A 19677-nucleotide genomic window follows, 5' to 3' on the forward strand; every position below is an offset into this window, starting at 1 on the left:
GGGGCGACTGGGTGAGCGTACAGCCGGACAGGAGGGGACAGCGGCGATGGCTATGCATGGGCTTTGCCATAACGCCAGTAGCCCATCATGGTGAGCTGATTGCGGTCTATGCCAAGCTCACCCAGAAAATGCGTGCGAATGCGGCTGACGGCCGCCGTTTCACCGGCGATCCAGCCGTAAAAGCTGTTGGCGGCAGGCGCCGCACGGTCCCATAATGTGTCTTTGTCGACATCGACCGCTTCCGGCTGCGCCGGAGCCGTGCGCATGGCGCTGCCGGGAATGTCCGCGGCAAGTGCTGCGCCGACCATCAGCTCGCCATAGCCGTGGTTGCCTGCGTCGCGCGGCAGCCAGCGCAGGTCGAGGCCATCCCATGACGGCACCTTCTGCGCATCCTCCATGCAGGGCAGTTCGACACATACCGTCGCCCGCGGCCTGACCTCCCACAAGGCGATCTGTTCCAGAATGCCGGCAATGGCCGGCAGCGCCGTCTCGTCGCCGATGATGAGCAGATCGGTCAGCCCCGGTGGCGGCTCCCAGTCGAAACCGCCGATCTCGCCGACATACGCACTGTTGGGGCCTGTAGTCTGGATCGGGTCGCCCGGCTCTGCGCTCATCGCCCAGCACGAGGCCGGTCCGTTGTCGCCGTGGACGACGAAATCGACGGTGAGAAGCTGCCGGGCCGGGTCGATGGCGCGGATGGTGTAGGTGCGCATCGGCGCGCGCTGGTGCGGCGGCAGCGCCTTGTAGATCTTCAGGTAGTCGGGGCTGACGGGAAGGGCTGACGGCGTTCCATCCTCGCGCGGAAAGAACAGCTTGATGCGCTGGTCCGGCGCAAGCGTCGTCATGGCGACCAGATCGGCACCCGCAAACACCAGCCGCGCCATGTTCGGCGTCAGCAGCCGGCGCTCGGCCAGCCGGACATTGAAGATGCGGTAGGGCGTTTCCGACATTGTCCGTCACCCAAGGCCAAGGAGATGGGCGCGGGCGGCGATTTCGGCGACGCGCTCCTCATTGGAGGCGGCGAGGTTGCCGTCCGCATTCCACAGGCTGTTCTCAAAGCCCACGCGCACCTTGCCGCCGGCTCGCATCGCAGCCTCAAGGCAATCCGTCTCGCTGCGGCCGAAGGCACACACCATCCAGTCGGGCGATTGCGGCAGGTCCGTGGCCGCGCGCAGGAACGCATCGAGATCGCCGGGCTCGCTCTGCTGGTTCGCCGAATAGCGGCCCAGCACATAGATGACCGAAGGCTGACCGGCCGGGATTACCTGCCGGGCCATCAGGTCGCCCAGCCGCGCCACATCGGCATCGTCATAGAGAATGTGCTGAACGTGGATCTGCTGCTGCCGGCACCAGCCATAGAAGCGCGCGGCTTCCGCCTCGCTCGCGGCATCGGGAACCAGTTCACGAATGGCCGCGGAAATGGCGCGCGGCTGCAAGGTGCGCACAAGCTGCATCTGCTCGGGCGCGCTATAGATGCCAACCGCCTCGGTGGAGACCTGCACGACCATCTGCGGAACGCGCTGCGCCAGCGCCCCGATGAGCTGGCGATAGAGATCAGCATCGAGCGCATGCCGGCCGGTCTCGTCGCGCACATGGGCGTGGATGGCGTCAGCCCCCGCCTTCCAGCAGGCTTCAGCCGTCTCGACGATCTCGGAAACAGTCATCGGCAGCGCCGGATGATCGGCTTTGGTGCGGCGCGCGCCGTTCGGCGCCACCATGATGAGCGGAAGGCCGGTCATTGCGCGCCCTTCCCTGCTTTCTTATCGGCCCCGGCTTCGTCCTCAGCCATGAGGCGCAAAAGAGCGATCAAAAGCCGGTCGCGGCGCTGGGTAAGCTCGCCCATTGCGCGCCCGGCAACCTCGGCCTGCATGCCTTCGACCAGCTTGCGCCTGGTCTCCGCATCGAGGCGCGGCGTGCCGAGCGTCGCCCATCTTGCCTCCTGCGCAGGGCCGAGATGGTCGAGATAGGCCTCAAGCCCGCCCTCGCCGCCGCCCAGATGATAGAGCATGTGCGGGCCTTCGACCGCCCAGCGCAACCCCGGCCCGAAGCGGATCGCCCGGTCCACATCCTCAACCGAGGCGATGCCCTCGGCCACGATGTTGACGGCCTCGCGCCACAGCGCCGAGCTCATGCGGTTGGCGAGATGGCCGACGGCCTCGCGCGCCACGCGCACCGGAACCTTGCCGATCGCCTCGAAGAAGGCATAGGCGGCATCGACCGCAGCCGGCGACCCTTTCTCGCCCGCCACCAGCTCCACCAGCGGCACCAGATGCGGTGGATTGAAGGGATGAGCGACGATGACGCGCTCCGGATTGGCGCATTCGGCCTGCAACTGGCTTGCGGGAAAAGAAGAAGTGCTCGATCCGATGACGACATCGGCGGGAACTGCGGCATCGATTTCGGCCAGCAGCGACTGCTTGAGCGGCAGTTTTTCCGGCGCGTTTTCCTGAACGTAATCCGCGCCCTCGACCGCCTCCGCGATCGTGGCACACCAGATCAGCCGGCCGCGCTCACGGCCAGACGGGCCGACCGCATCAAGATCACCCAGCCCCGCTTCGACGAAAGCCGCCAGTCGCTCTTCTCCATCCGGCGCAGGGTCCCATGCACGCACATCCAGCCCGCGATGCAGGAAGCAAGCCGCCCACATGCCGCCAATGAGGCCGCAGCCGACCACCGCGACGGTGCGAACTTCATGCCCTGCCCGATATGCACTCACACTCGCCATTCGTCTGGATCGCCTCCCCGCTCCCGGATCATTTCGGCCTGTCAAGGCGCCGGCCGAAGCTCGCCCTGAAGCTGCTGGCCAGCCTGCGCAGAATGTCATGACCGGATCATGATCCGCAAGCCGTCTATATCTCTATATATTGCGATCGCAGATCGCGCAATTGCGTGAGGCATGAATTTTTATTCTGCCCACACAAAGCGGCAATAAACCTTTTTATCATGGAATTATAGGAACGCTGACAAAACGACTCTTCTTTTGCGAACTCGCCAAAACAGCACCTGATTCAGAACATCTGCGCAGACAGAGAACCAACGTCTTCAGAGCTCAATGACGACATCGCCTATGGGGGAGGTCGAGCAGGCAAGAACCACATTCGCCGCTTTTTCCTCATCCGAAAGCACGGACCGGTCGCGGTCGGCAGCATTGGCCGCGATGCGCCAGTCTCCCGTTACCACGGTGCAACGGCATGAGCCGCATATACCGGCCTCGCAGTCGGACTGGATTTTGACGCCGGCACCGCGCGCCAGCGCGAGAAGCGTGGTGGTGCCTTCGCCCTCCACGGTCTTGCCAGACCGCTGGAAGGAAACGCTGAAGCGCCCGATCGGGGGAAGATCGACAGCGCTTTCGTCCGCCCCGAAACTCTCTTCCAGATAGGCCAGCGCCGGTTGCGGCAGCAAGCTGGTGCACACATCGCGCACCTTGTTGCGGAAGCCCGTGGGGCCGCAGCAAAAGGCGATGCGTTCGGACAGGTCAGGGCAGACGATCTGCGCCATGGTCTCGTCGAACCTGCCGGCATGCACAATGCCCGGCGCATCAACGGCATCGTCCGCGCCTTTCGCGGAAAGATTCCAGGAAATGCGCAGCCGCTCGCCAAGCTGATGCTGGAGCAGTTTCAGTTCGTCGCGGAACGGCATGTCGGCCGCGGTTCGGGCACTGTGGTGGTAGACGACATCCCGATCGAGATTGGCATCGGCAATGGTGCGCAGGATCGAGATCATCGGCGTCACGCCGCTTCCCGCCGAGACCAGAAACAGCTTCTTCGTGTCCCCGGCCGCGCCCAGATGAAATTTTCCATTCGGACCGGAGGCCTGAAGCCGGTCGCCGACATGCAGGCTCTCATGCAGCCAGCACGACACGAAACCGTCCTGCGCCCGCTTGACGGTCACCGACATGTGCAGGGGCCGCGAGGGAGAGGACGAGATCGTATAGTTGCGGCGCACAATCTCACCGCCGATGACGGGCATCAGCGTTATGAACTGGCCGGGCGAATAGGTGAAGGACGGCTCCGCCACGAAGCGGAAGGTCTTCATGTCGTTCGTCTCGTCAATCACCGCCACGCATGTAAGCTCCACCTGCCGGCTGCCGGACTGAAGCCCCTGCGCGGCCGCCGTGGGCAGGCGCGTGACCTTCCGCGCCGAACCCGGCAGCAGCGCTACCGGCTTCCTGCGCGACAGGACCTCGACCGCATCGCCGAGATGGATACGGCCGGCCGAATGCGGAATCAGGAACTGGCCGAAATAGACCTTGCCGTCTTCACCCCGCCTCTGCTTTCCCAGCATGCTCAGCGGCTCGTGATCCCTACGCGCCTGGCCGCTGGCGGGGTCGAGCGTGGTCATCATGCACCGGTCGCAGGCCCCGGCGACCTCGAAGCGCATGTCGCCGATGCGAATTTCGGCCCATGCGTCCTCGTCAAAGGGAAGCTCGCCCGCCACCACGACATTCGGCCGGAACCTGTCCATTTCCACCGGCTGCTCAAGATAGAGGTTCAGCTCTTCCAGCGACGCGGTGCTGGCCAGCAGAAGCGGCGCGGTATCGGCAAGGCTGACGACCCCGCCGCTGCCGATGTCGAGTGCGCGGGGATGACGGTCATCCTGCAAGACCAGCCGGCATGGCCGCTCCAGATGCCCGCAAAGCCAGTCCGCCACCGCATCGCCGGCATCGCGGGCTGAAACCTCGCTGCCCCAGACGGAAACCGGCCCGCAGGCAGGCTTCAGCTCTTCCCGGCGAAATCCGATCGGCGGCCTGCCCGTCGCGAACAGGATCACCTCGTCGCCATCCAGCACCACCCTGATCTGCATCAGCAGCGGAGCAGCGCGCGCAGTGATGGCGCAGCCCGTCTCGTCGACGACCATCATCGAGCGGTCATCGAGAAGCCCCTTGGAGCCGACACGCGCCGACAGCACCGGCATCCCCCGCGCCGACTTCAGCGGGAAGATTGTCAGGCCGGCGATGGTCATGGGCGCAATTGTCATTCGTCATCCAGTATAGGCGGATTTCGCCGTCGTACAGAACTCTTGCGCGGCTCAGGCATGGTCCGGCACCCGCCTCCGGGGTCGGCCCGCTTCGGAAGCCATGGCTTCGCGCACGCCGTTCCTGCGCCGTCATTCAAGAATTTCTGCACATATATATTGCGATCGCAGATCGCACAATGTATCAGGATGAAAATGGAATGACGGGTCGAAGAAATTCGCTTTTTCAACGACGAGCCCTTCCCGCAATATCCTGAAATCCAGTTTCATCCCTGCCGCCTGAGAGGAGTTCACATGGCCGATCGCACCGACTGGCACCAGTTGGCAGAGACCGTGAGCCTTCCCACGCTCGCCATCATCGATGGCCGCAAGGTGCCGGCAGTGTCGGGCGAAACCTTCTCATCGGTGAACCCCGCCACCGGCAAGGTGCTGGCCGAGGTGGCCGCCTGCGACGGCCGCGACATCGATCTTGCCGTCGCCGCCGCGCGCCGCAGCTTCGAGCAGGGCATATGGCGCGACCGCGCGCCGGCCGAGCGCAAGGCCGTGCTTCTGAAACTGGCGGAACTGCTGCGGGCGGAACTGCCCCGGCTGGCGGTTCTGGAATCGCTCGACATGGGCAAGCTGGTGCGCGATGCCCACGACAACGACATCGCCAACGCCATCAGCATCCTTCAGTGGCATGCCGAGGAAGCCGACAAGATCTATGACGAGGTGGCGCCGCTGCCACCCGGCAATCTCGGCATCGTGCGGCGTGTGCCGCTGGGGGTCATCGGCGCGGTGGTGCCATGGAACTTCCCCTTCAACATGGCGGTGTGGAAATGCATTCCTGCACTGGTTGCCGGCAACAGCGTTGTGCTGAAGCCGGCCGAGCAGTCCCCCTTCACAGCCCTGCGCCTTGGCGAGCTGGCACTTGAGGCCGGCATTCCGGCAGGCGTGTTCAATGTTGTGCCGGGGCTTGGCGAAACCGCCGGGCAGGCGCTTGGCCGCCACATGGATGTCGATTGCCTGGCCTTCACCGGCTCTACCGCCGTCGGCAAGCTGTTCCTGCGCTATGCAGGCGAATCCAACATGAAGCAGGTCTGGCTCGAGTGCGGCGGAAAATCTCCCGCAATCGTCTTTTCCGACTGCGCCGATCTCGATCATGCCGCAGACCAGATCGCCGCCGGCATCTTCTACAATCAGGGGCAGGTGTGCTCGGCCTCTTCCCGCCTCTATGTTCATGCCCCGATTGCCCGCCAGCTCACCGATCTTCTGGTGCAGCGCGCCGGGCGTTACCGCCCCGGCGATCCGCTCGATCCGGCTTCCGGCCTCGGCGCCATGGTCGATGCCAGGCACGCCGCCACCGTCATGCGCTATGTGGAGGCTGGAAAGCGGGAGGCCGACCTCGCCACCGGAGGCTGCGCGGCCACGGTGAACGGAGCGGGCAGCTTCATAGAGCCGACCATCTTCACCGGCGTGCGGCAGGAAGCGTCGATCATGCGGGAGGAGATTTTCGGGCCAGTGCTCTCTGTCTCGACGTTCGAGCATGAGGACGAGGCCGTCCGCCTCGCCAATGCCAGCATCTACGGGCTCGCCGCCTCGATCTTCACCGACGACCTGTCGCGCGCCCACCGGGTTTCGGAACGCATCGTGGCCGGCGTGGTGGCGGTGAACGTCGTTGACCCCGTCAATCCCGCCGTCCCTTTCGGCGGCTTTCGCCAATCCGGCAACGGGCGCGACCTCTCGCGCCACGCCGTCGACAAATACACTGCACTGCGGACCACCTGGATTCGCCATCGTCACTGACAACGGGAGAAATGATTGCAGTCTGAGGAAAGCCGGAATGCCGCGCTCGCGTGGCTTGAAAACAATCCGCAGGTGGAAAGCGTGCGCGTCGCCATATGCGACCTCAACGGGGTGATGCGCGGCAAGCGCATCGCCGCCGATCAGGCGCGCAAGGCGCTCGATGGCGGCATGCGGATGGCCTATTCGCTGATCGGCATGGACATCTGGGGAGAGGACATCGAAGGCAATCCGCTGGTCTACAGCACCGGTGATTCCGATGCGGTGTGCCACTGGACCGGCCGGCCGATCGTTCCGGTGGACTGGACACCGCTGCCGACGGCCCTCATCCCGCTCACGCTCGCCTATGATGACGGGCGGCCCTTTCCGGGAGACCCCAGACAGGCGCTGGCGGAAATCCAGAGGCGGTATGCAGCGCGCGGCCTCACGCCGGTTGTCGCCACCGAGCTTGAATTCTATCTGTTCGATGCCGCCTCCAATGAACCCGTCGGGCCGGTCTCGCCGGTCAACGGCAGGAGGCTCAATGCGGATGGAGCCCTGTCCATCGACGAACTGGACGCGTTCGAGACCTTCATCTCGGAAGTCTATGCCGCCTGCCGTGCGCAGAACATTCCCGTCGACACCACCATTGCCGAGAACGGGGTCGGCCAGTTCGAGATCAACCTCAACCACGTCGCCAACGCGCTGAAGGCGGCGGACGACGCCATCCTGTTCAAGCGGGTGGTGCGCGGCATCGCCCGCAAGCACGGCTTCATCGCCAGCTTCATGGCCAAGCCCTATGGCGACCGGGCGGGCAGCGGCCTGCATGTGCATTTCAGCCTGCTCGACGGCGACGGCAACAATGTCTTCGACGACGGCACCGAAAAGGGAACGGACATCATGCGCCACGCCGTCGGCGGTCTGCTGCGCGGCATGGCGCAGAGCACGCTCATCTTCGCGCCGCACTTCAACTCCTACCGCCGGCTGCGGCCCAAATCCTATGCGCCCACCGCCGTGGCATGGGGCTATGAGAACCGGATGGTGGCGATCCGCATTCCCGGCGGATCGCACAAGGCGCGCCGCATCGAGCACCGCGTCGCCGGGGCCGATGCCAATCCCTATCTGGTTCTGGCCAGCGTGCTGGGTTCGGCCCTGATCGGCATGGAAGAGGCCTGCGATCCCGGCCAGCCCATCGCCATGGATGTCGATTCCCACGATCTGCCGCGCCTGCCGTCAGACTGGCTGGCGGCGATCGCCGCATTCGAGCAGGGCAAACTGATGCAGGCGCTTTTCGCTCCGGAACTGCGCGATGCCTTCGTCGCCTGCAAGCAGCAGGAAGCCGATACCTTTGCCCGCAAGGTCGGCAGCTTCGAGCTCGAAACCTATATGGAGATGGTGTGATGGCAAGGCCCTGCGTCGCCGTCGCCACCGACACCATCGAGTTCGCGGGCACCGAATGGTTCGCCACGCAGCGCCAGTATGTCATGGCCGCCGCGCGCGCGGCCGGCGTCACGCCGCTTCTGGTGCCGAACCTCGGAAAAGACCTGGACTGCGAGGCCGTGGTCGACGCGGTGGACGGACTGCTTCTCACCGGCTCGGTTTCCAATGTCTATCCCACGCTCTACGGAGGCGAGGTCAGCCCCGCCAACGAGCCCTACGATCCGGCCCGCGACGCCACCAGCTTCGCCTTGCTGGAGCTTGCCCTGAAGCGCGGCTTGCCGCTGCTGGCGATCTGCCGCGGCCTGCAGGAGCTGAACGTCGCGCGCGGTGGCACGCTGCAGACGGAAATCCAGTCCATCGACGGCAATCTCGACCACCGCGCGCCGCAGTCGCCGGATCGCGCGGAGCGCTTTGCGGTGAAACACAGCATCCGGGCAGCCCCCGGCTCGCATCTGGCGGGGCTGATCGGCGATGAGCCCGTGATGGTCAACTCGCTTCACCGGCAGGCGATCGCGCGGCCCGGCAGCGGCATCGTTGTGGAAGCGGCCGCCGGGGACGGCATTGCCGAGGCCGTATCGGTACAGGATGCACGCAGCTTCGCCATGGGCGTGCAATGGCATCCCGAATTCGCAGCCGAAAACGACCCGGTGTCGCAAAAGCTGTTTCGCGCGTTCGGCGACGACGTGCGCGCCCATGCCGCGCGACGCTTCCCGGAACAGGAAGCCATTCAGGCAAAGGCGTGATCTGAAATCACGGCATCCGTGAGCGAGGTCGTTTTTCGTAGCTGCTTCATGATCGGCGCCGGGCGATCGCGCCGTTCCTCCATCGACATTGACAGCGTCTTTGTCGATTGGCCCTGATGAACTGGTGGTCTTAGAGACTGGTGTTCGGGAACTCGTCATTCACGACCAGTAAGCCGGTCATGATTTCGCGCGGTCACAGCATCCCATCGTCAGGATCACACGCAAATGCGTTGCCGGCTCGCGTCAGAAGAAGTGGACGGGATATTTCCGAAGGCTTGCAAAAGCCCCACCTGCCCGGTCAGGCTTTGAACTTCATGCTCCCGGCAAGCATATCCTTGCCGGGAGCAATCTTACGGAGCCGGTTCTCAGCCGATCAGCGGCAGGAGCTGGTCGAGGCTCTTCTTGGCGTCGCCATAGAACATGCGGGTGTTCTCTTTGTAGAAGAGCGGATTTTCGATGCCGGAATAGCCGGTTCCCTGACCGCGCTTCGACACGAAAACCTGCTTGGCCTTCCACACTTCAAGCACCGGCATTCCGGCAATCGGACTGTTGGGGTCTTCCTGCGCGGCCGGATTGACGATGTCGTTGGAGCCGATGACGATCGCAACGTCCGTTTCCGGGAAGTCCTCGTTGATCTCGTCCATTTCCAGAACGATGTCATAAGGCACCTTCGCCTCGGCCAGCAGCACGTTCATGTGGCCCGGCAACCGCCCGGCGACCGGATGAATGGCGAAGCGCACATTCTTGCCGGCAGCCCGCAGCTTGCGGGTCAGCTCGGAGACGGACTGCTGGGCCTGCGCCACCGCCATGCCATAGCCGGGCACGATGATGACACTGTCGGCCTCGTTCAGCGTCGCCGCCACACCATCGACGTCGATGGCGATCTGCTCGCCTTCGATTTCCATGGCAGGGCCTGTCGTCGTGCCGAACCCGCCAAGGATGACGGAAACGAAGGAACGGTTCATCGCCTTGCACATGATGTAGGACAGGATCGCGCCAGACGAGCCGACCAGCGCACCGGTCACGATCAGCAGATCGTTCGACAGCGAGAAACCGATCGCTGCCGCTGCCCAGCCCGAATAGCTGTTCAGCATCGACACGACGACCGGCATATCGGCGCCGCCGATGCCCATGATCAGGTGATAGCCGATGAACAGCGCCGCCACCGTCATCACAGCCAGCGCAGCGGTGCTGGCTGTGTTCAGGTAGACGACGAGCAGCACCAGCGAGATGAGCGCGGCGCTCGCATTGAGGATGTGACCGCCGGGCAGCTTCTTTGCCTTGCCGTCCACCTTGCCCGCCAGCTTGCCGAAGGCGATCACCGACCCGGTGAAGGTCACCGCGCCGATGAATACGCCGAGGAAGGTTTCCACCCGCAGGATGGAGATTTCGGCGGGGGTTTTATGCGCGATGCCGGCGGCGAAGCCGGTCAGGGCAAGGCGTGCGTCCGCCGCCATCGCTGCCACGCCCGTCATCTCGATATGGGTGTTGAAGCCGATGAACACGGCAGCCAGACCCACCAGCGAATGCATGGCGGCCACAAGCTGCGGCATTTCGGTCATCTGCACCCGCTGGGCGACGATCCAGCCGGCGGCGCCCCCGACGATGAGCACAGCCAGCGAAAGCTGCCAGAGGCCCGAACCGGCACCCACGAGCGTGGCTATGACCGCCAGCGCCATGCCGACGATGCCGTACCAGACGGCGCGTTTGGCGCTTTCCTGACCCGACAGGCCACCGAGAGAGAGGATGAACAGGACTGCCGCGACGATATAGGCGGCGGTTGTGAAACCGATTTCCATAACCCTCTCCCTTACGACTTCTGGAACATGGCGAGCATGCGCCGGGTGACGAGGAAGCCGCCGAAAATATTCACGCCTGCCATCAGCACGGAGAGTGCGGCCAGCACGATCACCAGCCAGCTGCCGGAACCAATCTGAAGCAGCGCGCCCAGAATGATGATTGAGGAAATGGCGTTGGTGATCGCCATCAGGGGCGTGTGCAGGCTGTGGCTGACATTCCAGATGACCTGGAAGCCGACGAAACAGGCCAGCACGAAGACGATGAAGTGCGACATGAAGCTGGCGGGGGCGAAATAGCCGGCCAGCAGCAAAAGAACGCCGCCTGTGGTGAGCAAGGCCACCTGATTGCGGGTCTGGGCCTTGAAGGCAGCCGCTTCCTGAGCCCGCCTCTCCTCGGCGGTCAGCTCTTTCGGCTTCTCCCTTGGTTTGGCGGCCGCGATGGCCCTGACCTTGGGCGGCGGGGGCGGCCAGGTGATCTCGCCCTTATGCGCAACCGTCGAGCCGCGGATCACATCGTCTTCCATGTCGTGAACGATGACGCCATCTTTCTGGGGCGTCAGATCGCTCAGCATGTGGCGAATGTTGTTGGAGTAGAGGCTGGACGCCTGTGCGGCCATGCGGCTCGGAAAATCGGTGTAGCCGATGATGGTCACGCCATTGTCGGTCACGATGCGCTCATCCGGCACCGTCAGATCGCAATTGCCGCCACGCTCGGCCGCCAGATCCACGACCACCGAGCCGCGCTTCATCGCCCTGACCATGTCCTCGGTCCACAGCTTGGGTGCCGGGCGCCCGGGAATGAGGGCCGTGGTGATGACGATGTCGACCTGAGGCGCCAGTTCACGGAACTTGGCAAGCTGCTTGGCGTGGAACTCGGGAGAAGACGGGGCGGCGTAACCGCCGGTGGCCGAGCCATCCTGCGCCGGCTCGAAATCGAGGAACACGAATTCCGCGCCCATGCTTTCGATCTGCTCGGCCACTTCGGGACGAACGTCGAAGGCATAGGTGATGGCGCCAAGGCTGATGCTGGCGCCGATGGCGGCCAGACCGGCCACGCCGGCACCTACCACCAGAACCCGGGCGGGGGGAATCTTGCCAGCCGCCGTCACCTGTCCGGTGAAGAAGCGGCCGAAATTGTTGGCGGCTTCGATGACGGCACGGTAGCCGGCCAGATTGGCCATGGAAGACAGGGCATCCATCTTCTGGGCACGGCTGATGCGCGGCACCATATCCATGGCGACGACCGTGACGCCCTTGCGCTTCGCCTGTTCCAGAAGCTCGGGATTCTGGCCGGGCCAGAAGAACGAGATGAGCGTCTGCCCTTCACGCATCCGCTCAAGCTCGTCAGCTTCCGGACCCCGGACCTTGACAAGCAGATCGGACGCTTTGGTTACGGCTTTGGCATCGGCAAGTACCGTGACGCCCGCTTCGGCGTAGGCTTCATCGGTAATGCCGGCTTTCTCGCCGGCTCCGGCTTCAACCAGACACTCATGACCGAGTTTCTGCAGATGCCGCGCCGAGTCCGGCGTCAACGCCACCCGGCTTTCACCGTCAGCAGTTTCCCTTAATGCTCCGATCTTCAAGTTTATCTCCCCTGCAACACGCTTTATCCCATTGGCGCTCGTCTGGAGCCGTACTGCAAGGTTCCGAGAAACTGATCGGGCAGTTTCTGAACCATGCCAGCTACCAGGCGGCCACTCAGTTGCGCGATTTTTCTGACAATGACAACATCATCCTGACAATGAATCATTGCCGGAACCGAATTTCTCAACGGCGTGCAGTGCAATACGCATATCGAGTCTGATGGAATTTGTGCCATCACGGCCAACGGGATGCGAGACAGGTCAGCGTTCCGGTTTCGTCATTCCGGCAAAGCCAAGGCCGCACTCATGCACGCCACAGCCATCTGATTTCCATAGTGATTTCATGTAGATATCGGATGATTTCCGAATTTTCAGATTACGGACGCCGAAAGAACGCCGCTTGCAGGACAACCGGGCAGGATCTTTTTCCGGCCATCTGAGATGTTGCCGCAAGCTCATCAGTCCATTTATTTTCAGCGCCAATCCCTGTGCCAGCTTCAAACTGAGTTCTGCACCAGATCGCTTTGAGTTTTTCTTTGGAACGGTGAACGCCGGGCCGGCAGGAATACGGCCTTCACGCCTCATGTGCATTTCGGCAGCGAAGCCGGATTTTCGCAGCAGGAGGTGGAAAACAACGGGCAGCCCTGCTGAATTCAGGAAGGAAAACGACCGGTCCGGCGCGCTGTCGTCGCCATGCCGCCACGCCATTCTCTCTGCCCTTTCCCGCCAATGACTTAAATAAGTCCCTTATTGGGAACGATACGGATAGAGTCGTGATTCACATGTCGCCGCGTCGCCGGACGACCTGACCTTCCGTATTCTGGAGTATGGACATGAGTACCAGACCGAACATCGTTGAACTCAAGCCCAAAATCGCTGTGATCGGGGTCGGCGGCGGCGGCGGTAACGCCGTCAACAACATGATCACCGAACAGCTGGAAGGCGTAAACTTCATCGCCGCCAACACAGATGCGCAGGCCCTCGCCATGTCGAAGGCATCGCAGCGCATCCAGCTTGGAGCCATGACCACCGAAGGCCTTGGCGCCGGCTCCCTGCCTGAAATCGGCTACGCAGCCGCCGAGGAAACGCTGGGCGAAGTCATGGAGCTTCTTGCCGGCACGCATATGTGCTTCGTCACTGCCGGAATGGGCGGCGGCACCGGCACCGGGGCGGCTCCCCTCATCGCCGATGCCGCCCGCAAGGCAGGCATTCTCACCGTTGCCGTTGTCACCAAGCCCTTTGTCTTCGAAGGTACGCGCCGGATGCAGGCTGCGGAGCGCGGCATCGAACGCCTGCGCGAATGCGCCGACACGGTCATCGTCATTCCAAACCAGAACCTGTTTCGCATCGCCGATGCGAAAACGACCTTCGGCGATGCCTTCATCATGGCGGATCGCGTGCTCTATTCGGGCGTCAGCTGCATCACCGACCTGATCGTGAAGGAGGGGCTCATCAATCTCGACTTCGCCGATGTGCGATCGGTGATGCGCGACATGGGACGCGCGATGATGGGCACCGGCGAGGCGACAGGCGAAGGCCGGGCAAAGAAGGCGGCAGAGGCGGCAATCGCCAATCCGCTTCTCGACGAAGCGTCGATGGGCGGCGCGAAGGGTGTGCTGGTCTCGATCTCCGGCGGCCAGGACATGACGCTGTTCGAGGTGGATGAGGCAGCAACCCGTATCCGCGAGGAAGTCGATGCCGATGCCGACATTATCGTTGGCGCCATCTTCGACCAGGCCCTGCAGGGCAGGTTCAGGGTTTCGGTGGTTGCCACGGGGTTGCGACAGCAGTCACCGGCCATCGAAATTGCCGGATAATCGCGTCCGCCTGCCAGCGGCAAGCGGCACCCCGAAAATCCTCAGGCGTGCTCCGCGATGACCGACAGGAAAGCCGGGCCGTAGCGATCGAGCTTGGCCTCGCCGACACCCGGCACTTCCGCCATTTCGCGGCGGGAGGCCGGCCTTGCCGCCGCAAGCTCGATCAGCGTCTTGTCGTGGAAAATGACATAGGGCGGCACGTTCTGCGCGCGCGCGATCTCCAGCCTTTTTTGCCGCAATGCCGCGAACAGGGCACGATCCGCCTCGGCTATGGCAGACTCGGCGCCGCCGCGGGCTACCCTGCCACGACGCGCGCGTGGCGGCCGTGGCGCGCGCAGCATCAGTGCGGGCTTGTCGCGCAGAAATTCGCGGCCCGCGGATGCGATCGACAGGCCGCCATGACCGGCGAGATCGACATTGATGAAGCGCAGCGCGATCAGCTTGCGCAGGATTGCCCGCCATGTGCGGTTGTCGTGCTCGGTGCCGATGCCGAATGTCGATATGCGATCATGCCCGAACCCGGCGATGCGCTCATTTTCCACGCCGAGCAGAACATCGGCGATGTAAGCCTGCCCGAAGCGCTCGCCAGTGCGATAGATGCAGGAAAGCGCCTTCTGCGCGGCTATCGTGCCGTCGAAAAGGACTGGCGGCTCCGCGCAGGTGTCGCAATTTCCGCAAGGCTCGCACTCATCGCCGAAATAGGATAGCAGCACCTGCCGCCGGCAGCCTGCCGTTTCGGCCAGGCCCAGCAGCGCATCGAGCTTCTGGCGTTCCATGCGCTTGCGCTGCTCGGGCGCATCGGATTCCTCGATGAAACGGCTGCGCAGGGCGATATCGTCATGGCCGTAGAGCATGAGCGTGTCCGACGGCAGACCGTCGCGCCCGGCGCGACCGGTTTCCTGATAATAGGCTTCTATGCTGGATGGCAGATCGATATGGGCCACGAAGCGCACGTCCGGCTTGTCGATGCCCATGCCGAAGGCGATGGTGGCCACCATAACCACCGCTTCGCCATGCTGGAAACGCGTCTGGTTGGCCTCGCGCGCGGCCTTGTCCATGCCGGCATGATAGGCCAGCGCATCATAGCCCTGGTCCCGCAGCCATGCGGCGGTTTCCTCGGTCCTGCGCTTCGACAGACAGTAGACGATGCCGCTCTCGCCCTCGTGGCGACGAAGAAAATCCTTAAGCTGGGCGCGCGGATTGTCCTTTTCCTCGATGGCGTAGCGGATGTTGGGCCGGTCGAAACCGGCAATGAAGGCGTCTGTCCCGGCAATGTTCAGGTGCGTCAGGATTTCGGCACGCGTCGGCTCATCGGCCGTCGCTGTCAGCGCCATGCGCGGCGTGTCGGCAAAGCGCTGCACGACCGCATCGAGCTGGCGATAGGAGGGGCGGAAATCATGCCCCCATTGCGAGAGGCAATGGGCCTCATCAATGGCAATCAGCGACAGCTTCACCCCGTCGAGCCGGTCAAGAACGTCCGGCCGCAGCAGCGTTTCGGGCGCGACATACAGAAGGTCGAGCCCGCCGGTGCTGACGGACTGCCACAGCTCGCGCCTCTCATCCGGTCCGAGATCGGAATTGAGCGCGGCTGCCCGGACACCGGCCTGTCGGAGTGCGGCCACCTGATCGGCCATCAGCGCCAGCAGCGGCGAAACGACAAGCCCCAGACCCGGACGGGCGATCGCCGGAATCTGATAGCACAGCGACTTGCCGCCGCCTGTCGGCATCAGCACGAAGGCGTTGTTGCCCGCAATAACATGCTCCACGATCCGTGCTTGCGGACCCCGGAACGCGTCATAGCCGTAGACGGATTTGAGAATTTCGAGGGAGGAGGCAGCCATGTTCTTCTGTGCCGGAAATTAACGGATGGGATCGTTCATGCATATCGGTTCAGCCTGCAGTAGCACAATGCGTGGCCGGACGGACGTCTGCCAGGCACAGGTGCGGCACCCTGCCCCGCCCCGTGGTCGGGACAGGGGGAGCCTATGGCTGTGGAACTCGGGAAAGGCAGCCGTCCGGCAATCATGTGTTCAGCCGCGTGGCTGGGTGGCAGCATGGATAACCATGCTGCCGGAACAACCGGGGAAATCAAAACGCTGTTTCCAACGACCGACCATGGCTGCCATATGCTCCCGCATGATGTTCTGGAAGCCATGCCCGCTACGGCATGTAGGAGAGCCTGTGCAATCGATGCAGACTTTCAGGCAGGAACCTCAGTCTCCCACCGCCAGGCCGAGACGTTTTCCGATCTTCGTGACCACAGTCGAGACGGCGTCCAGACGGCTGGCACCATCCTCGCTGATACCGCGCCGCCAATAGGAGGTGACGAGGTGCTGTTCCTTTCCAAGCTTGAGCACATTGCGCACATGGGAGCGTATGTCCCTGAAGGCGGAAAATTCGCAACCGGCCCAGACGAACACCCGCTCTTCACCAGCAGGCACTTCGACTGACCGCACCGCATCCGCAAGCAGCGTGGTCGTTCCCGCGGCCGCGCCGTTCCGGTGCAGCCATTTCAGTTCGAAGCGTTGCGGCAGAACGATATCCTGTTCCTCGGCGCGGTCCGCCACTTCGATCAGGGCCACGCCGCGGCTGTCGGGCGACAGGTTTTCAAGGGCACGCGCGATGGCAGGCAATGCGGTTTCATCGCCTGCCAGCAAATGCCAGTCGGCCTGCCGGATTCCCCGGCCACCCGGACCGACCATTCCGATCAGATCGCCCGGCTTGGCGGCGATCGCCCACGCCGAGCCCGGCCCTTCGTCGCCGTGCACGACCAGATCTATGTCCAGCGTTCCCGCTTGCGCATCCACGGAACGGATCGTGTATTTTCGCACCGACGGCTTGCCCGGGCCACCGGGCCAGCGGAAGCTGCCCTGCGCATCGAGAGCCGGCCACTCAGGCTCCACACCTGCCGGAGGCACCAGCAGCTTGCAGTGGATGTTGCCGAGCCCCGAAAACCGGAGCAGATTTTCACCTGCCAGGCGAATGCGCTGCATGTGCGGCGTGATGCGCCTGGTGCTGACCACCCGCATCAGCCGGAAATTGGGTGGCGCACCGCTTTCGCTTTCGTCCCCGGTCCAGACGATGTCGCTCGCCGAAACGCCGGTGAATTCCACGACATGCTCGGCCAGTTCCATCTTGATTTCCTGAAGCAGGCTTCTGTCTGCCGCTTCGGCGCGCAGATGCAGCGATCCTTCCTGCGGCGACAGCACGCCACGGCAGAAATCGAAATCCAGAACCGTCGCTTCTCCCTGCGATGATGCGCGCGCACCATGGCTTTCCAGATGCCCGGCGATGTCGGGAATGTGGCGGGCGGCATCGGCGATCGCGACCGTTGCCTCGGCCACCAGTGGAAAATGCCTGTTCATGCTGCGTCTCCGGCTGCCTGTCGCGCCGCAGCGCCATTATCCGTCAGATCCCTGATGTCGATGCGCAGCGAGCCGCTGGGAAGCGCCACGACATCGGCGACAACCCCATAGACATCCCGCAGCATAACGGGTGTAACGGCATCCGTGGGTCTGCCCTCCACGTAAAGGCCGCCGCCGCTCATCACCACCACCGTATCGGCCCACTCGGCCGCCAGCGCCAGATCGTGCAGCACGATGACGGCGGAGCGCCCCGAGCGGGTCAGTTCCCGCACCGTGCGCATGATGTGGAACTGGTGCCGCAAATCCAGCGCACTGGTCGGTTCGTCGAGCAGCAGCAGTTCAGGATCAGGTGCCAGCGCCTGTGCGAGCCCCGCCATCTGTCTTTGTCCGCCGGAAAGGCGATCAAGCGGCTCAAGCGCGAGATGAACAGCGTTCAGCCGTTCCAGAACCGCAACCGCCCTGCGACGCAGCAGCTTTTCATTTCCCGTCGGCGAGGCCACCTTGAGGGCCGTGACGATGGTTTCCAGAACACTCAGCCCCACTCCGGCCGGCAGCGACTGCGGCATGAAGCCGACATAAGCGGCACGCTGCTGGCGCGACATGGCAAGCAGGTTATGCCCGTTCAGCCACACCTTGCCGGAGGCCGGCAAAAGGCCGGCGATAGCTCGCAGCAGCGTTGACTTGCCGGCGCCGTTGGGTCCGACCAGCGCGGTGATCCCGCCTGCCTGTATGGGCGAGACGTGCAGGTCGCGGATGATCGCTCGGCGGCCGTAGCTCACCGTCAGCCCGCTGATGTGCAGGGACTTATCGCTCATGGGCGCCTGCGCCTCCGATGGATCAGGACGAAGAAGATCGGCAGACCGACCAGCGATGTGACGATGCCGACCGGCAGCAGCATGCCCGGCACCAGCGTCTTTGATGCGACGGAGGCGAGCGACATCACCAGCGCCCCGCTGCACAGGCTTGCCGGCAAAAGGAAGCGGTGGTCCTCGCCCACCATCAGGCGGGCGATATGGGGACCGACAAGGCCGATGAAACCGACGGTTCCGACAAAGGCGACAGCGGTGGCGGCAAGCAGGCTGACGCGCAGCAGAGAGAAGAACCGCAGGCGGCCAACGTCGATTCCGAAGCTTGCCGCGCGCTCTTCGCCAAGCCGAAGCGCCGTCATTTTCCACGACGATGCGAGCGAAAACGGGAACAGCAGCACCGTGACGATGCCCAGCACCGCCACCGTTTCCCAGCTGGCCGCGCCGAGATTGCCCATGCTCCAGAACACAAGCTGCTGGAGTGCGTCGGCCGAAGCCATGAACTGCACCAGTGCCACCAGCGCATTGAAGGTGAAGACCAGCGCGATGCCGAACAGCACGAGCGTCTCGATGCCCCCGCCACCGCGCGCCAGATACTGGAGCAGCAACACCGAGCCGAGCGCGAAGACGAAGGCATTGCCGGCGATGATCATGTGCGGCGGAACGAAGGGAAGCCCGAGGCCGAGAATGATGGCAAGCGACGCGCCCAGCGATGCGGCGGAGGAAACACCCAATGTGAAAGGACTGGCCAGCGGATTGTCGAGAACAGTCTGCATCTCAGCGCCGGCCAGAGACAACGCCGCCCCCACCAGCACCGCCATCATGGCGATGGGCAGCCGCACGTTCCAGAAGATCACCTCCATGGCACGGGTGGTGTCGGGATGCCCGGTGACGACTTTCCAGAGCTCGCTCAGTCCCATGCCCGAAGGGCCGGTGGTCATGTCGAGCATGATCGCCAGAAGGGTCATGACCGCCATGAGTGCCACCAGAAACCCGCGTCGCCGCATGAGGCGGGCATGAACTTCCAGCACCTGCCTGCCGCCGTCGGTGCTGACGGGGTCCAGCGCGCCTGATGCGGTCATCGGATACCCCCGGCCACCGGCGCGCAGGATGTGGCCGGCACGCAGGAAAGAGACACGGGAATGCGGATCATGGAACAACCTTCCGGGCGCTGCCTGCTGCCTGTTTTACTCCGGGCAGGAACATGAGCGAACCTTCGGACGCAACCCGGATGTGGACGGCTGCAACCCTAACCATAGAGCCATCGCCTTCTGCAATGGCCAATTTTGCCCGGGCAGCGCTCGTTTCGTTTGCGGCCCGCCTGCTGAAACCGGCGAAAATGGCTTCGTGGCGGATTTGACGTCTTGAATGAATCATGAAGCCCATCCC

16 protein-coding genes are annotated in these 19677 nt (G+C 63.7%); 4 read left to right on the top strand and 12 right to left on the bottom strand.

What is annotated here, in order from left to right; translation table 11 throughout:
- Nucleotides 1–50 precede the first annotated feature (50 nt).
- The 4 genes from MIC97_RS18495 to MIC97_RS18510 form a co-directional block, all read right to left on the bottom strand.
- Nucleotides 51–950 carry a siderophore-interacting protein gene (locus MIC97_RS18495; protein WP_239801446.1) on the bottom strand — a complete coding sequence of 300 codons (900 nt, stop codon included), beginning with the start codon at nt 948–950 and terminating at the stop codon, nt 51–53.
- Between the two features lie 6 nt (nt 951–956).
- Nucleotides 957–1739 (bottom strand): 3-keto-5-aminohexanoate cleavage protein, encoded by a 783-nt coding sequence (locus MIC97_RS18500; protein ID WP_239801447.1) that lies wholly within the window; start codon nt 1737–1739, stop codon nt 957–959.
- A complete protein-coding gene (locus MIC97_RS18505) occupies nt 1736–2725 on the bottom strand; it encodes a 3-hydroxyacyl-CoA dehydrogenase NAD-binding domain-containing protein (RefSeq protein ID WP_239801448.1) in 990 nt (329 codons plus the stop codon). The genes MIC97_RS18500 and MIC97_RS18505 overlap by 4 nt, the downstream gene beginning before the upstream one ends.
- 317 nt (nt 2726–3042) lie before the next feature.
- Nucleotides 3043–4977: an MOSC N-terminal beta barrel domain-containing protein gene (locus MIC97_RS18510; protein WP_239801449.1), complete on the bottom strand. Its 1935-nt coding sequence runs from the start codon at nt 4975–4977 to the stop codon at nt 3043–3045.
- A gap of 291 nt (nt 4978–5268) precedes the next feature.
- Between MIC97_RS18510 and MIC97_RS18515 the strand changes: the two genes are divergently transcribed.
- The 3 genes from MIC97_RS18515 to MIC97_RS18525 are packed head-to-tail and all read left to right on the top strand — an operon-like array spanning nt 5269 to nt 8918.
- A complete protein-coding gene (locus tag MIC97_RS18515; protein WP_239801450.1) occupies nt 5269–6759 on the top strand; it encodes an aldehyde dehydrogenase in 1491 nt (496 codons plus the stop codon).
- Between the two features lie 15 nt (nt 6760–6774).
- Nucleotides 6775–8136 (top strand): glutamine synthetase family protein, encoded by a 1362-nt coding sequence (locus MIC97_RS18520; protein WP_239801451.1) that lies wholly within the window; start codon nt 6775–6777, stop codon nt 8134–8136.
- The gene (locus MIC97_RS18525; protein ID WP_239801452.1) at nt 8136–8918 is read left to right on the top strand and encodes a gamma-glutamyl-gamma-aminobutyrate hydrolase family protein; all 783 of its coding nucleotides are present in this window, start codon (nt 8136–8138) and stop codon (nt 8916–8918) included. The genes MIC97_RS18520 and MIC97_RS18525 overlap by 1 nt, the downstream gene beginning before the upstream one ends.
- A 365-nt stretch (nt 8919–9283) precedes the next feature.
- On the opposite strand, the gene MIC97_RS18530 is transcribed toward MIC97_RS18525, so the two are convergent.
- From MIC97_RS18530 to MIC97_RS18540, 3 genes are all read right to left on the bottom strand, one after another.
- Entirely contained in the window at nt 9284–10717 is a 1434-nt protein-coding gene (locus tag MIC97_RS18530; RefSeq protein ID WP_239801453.1) for an NAD(P)(+) transhydrogenase (Re/Si-specific) subunit beta, read from the bottom strand.
- A gap of 11 nt (nt 10718–10728) precedes the next feature.
- Nucleotides 10729–12300 carry a Re/Si-specific NAD(P)(+) transhydrogenase subunit alpha gene (locus MIC97_RS18535; protein ID WP_239801454.1) on the bottom strand — a complete coding sequence of 524 codons (1572 nt, stop codon included), beginning with the start codon at nt 12298–12300 and terminating at the stop codon, nt 10729–10731.
- Between the two features lie 261 nt (nt 12301–12561).
- Nucleotides 12562–13008, bottom strand: a complete 447-nt coding sequence (locus tag MIC97_RS18540) for a hypothetical protein (protein WP_239801455.1) — start codon at nt 13006–13008, stop codon at nt 12562–12564.
- Between the two features lie 119 nt (nt 13009–13127).
- Between MIC97_RS18540 and ftsZ the strand changes: the two genes are divergently transcribed.
- Nucleotides 13128–14117: a cell division protein FtsZ gene (ftsZ, locus tag MIC97_RS18545; RefSeq protein ID WP_239801456.1), complete on the top strand. Its 990-nt coding sequence runs from the start codon at nt 13128–13130 to the stop codon at nt 14115–14117.
- 41 nt (nt 14118–14158) lie between these two features.
- Here ftsZ and recQ read toward each other — a convergent pair whose 3' ends face one another.
- The 5 genes from recQ to MIC97_RS18570 form a co-directional block, all read right to left on the bottom strand.
- Nucleotides 14159–15958 carry a DNA helicase RecQ gene (gene recQ / locus MIC97_RS18550; protein WP_239801457.1) on the bottom strand — a complete coding sequence of 600 codons (1800 nt, stop codon included), beginning with the start codon at nt 15956–15958 and terminating at the stop codon, nt 14159–14161.
- A gap of 372 nt (nt 15959–16330) precedes the next feature.
- Nucleotides 16331–17482 carry a siderophore-interacting protein gene (locus MIC97_RS18555; RefSeq protein ID WP_239801458.1) on the bottom strand — a complete coding sequence of 384 codons (1152 nt, stop codon included), beginning with the start codon at nt 17480–17482 and terminating at the stop codon, nt 16331–16333.
- Nucleotides 17479–18297 (bottom strand): ABC transporter ATP-binding protein, encoded by an 819-nt coding sequence (locus MIC97_RS18560; RefSeq protein WP_239801459.1) that lies wholly within the window; start codon nt 18295–18297, stop codon nt 17479–17481. The genes MIC97_RS18555 and MIC97_RS18560 overlap by 4 nt, the downstream gene beginning before the upstream one ends.
- Nucleotides 18294–19370 carry an iron ABC transporter permease gene (locus MIC97_RS18565; protein WP_239801460.1) on the bottom strand — a complete coding sequence of 359 codons (1077 nt, stop codon included), beginning with the start codon at nt 19368–19370 and terminating at the stop codon, nt 18294–18296. The genes MIC97_RS18560 and MIC97_RS18565 overlap by 4 nt, the downstream gene beginning before the upstream one ends.
- A 67-nt stretch (nt 19371–19437) precedes the next feature.
- A complete protein-coding gene (locus tag MIC97_RS18570; protein ID WP_239801187.1) occupies nt 19438–19665 on the bottom strand; it encodes a hypothetical protein in 228 nt (75 codons plus the stop codon).
- Between the last annotated feature and the right edge of the window lie 12 nt (nt 19666–19677).

Source organism: Aquamicrobium sp. NLF2-7 (assembly GCF_022359935.1).
GTDB lineage: Bacteria > Pseudomonadota > Alphaproteobacteria > Rhizobiales > Rhizobiaceae > Mesorhizobium > Mesorhizobium lusatiense.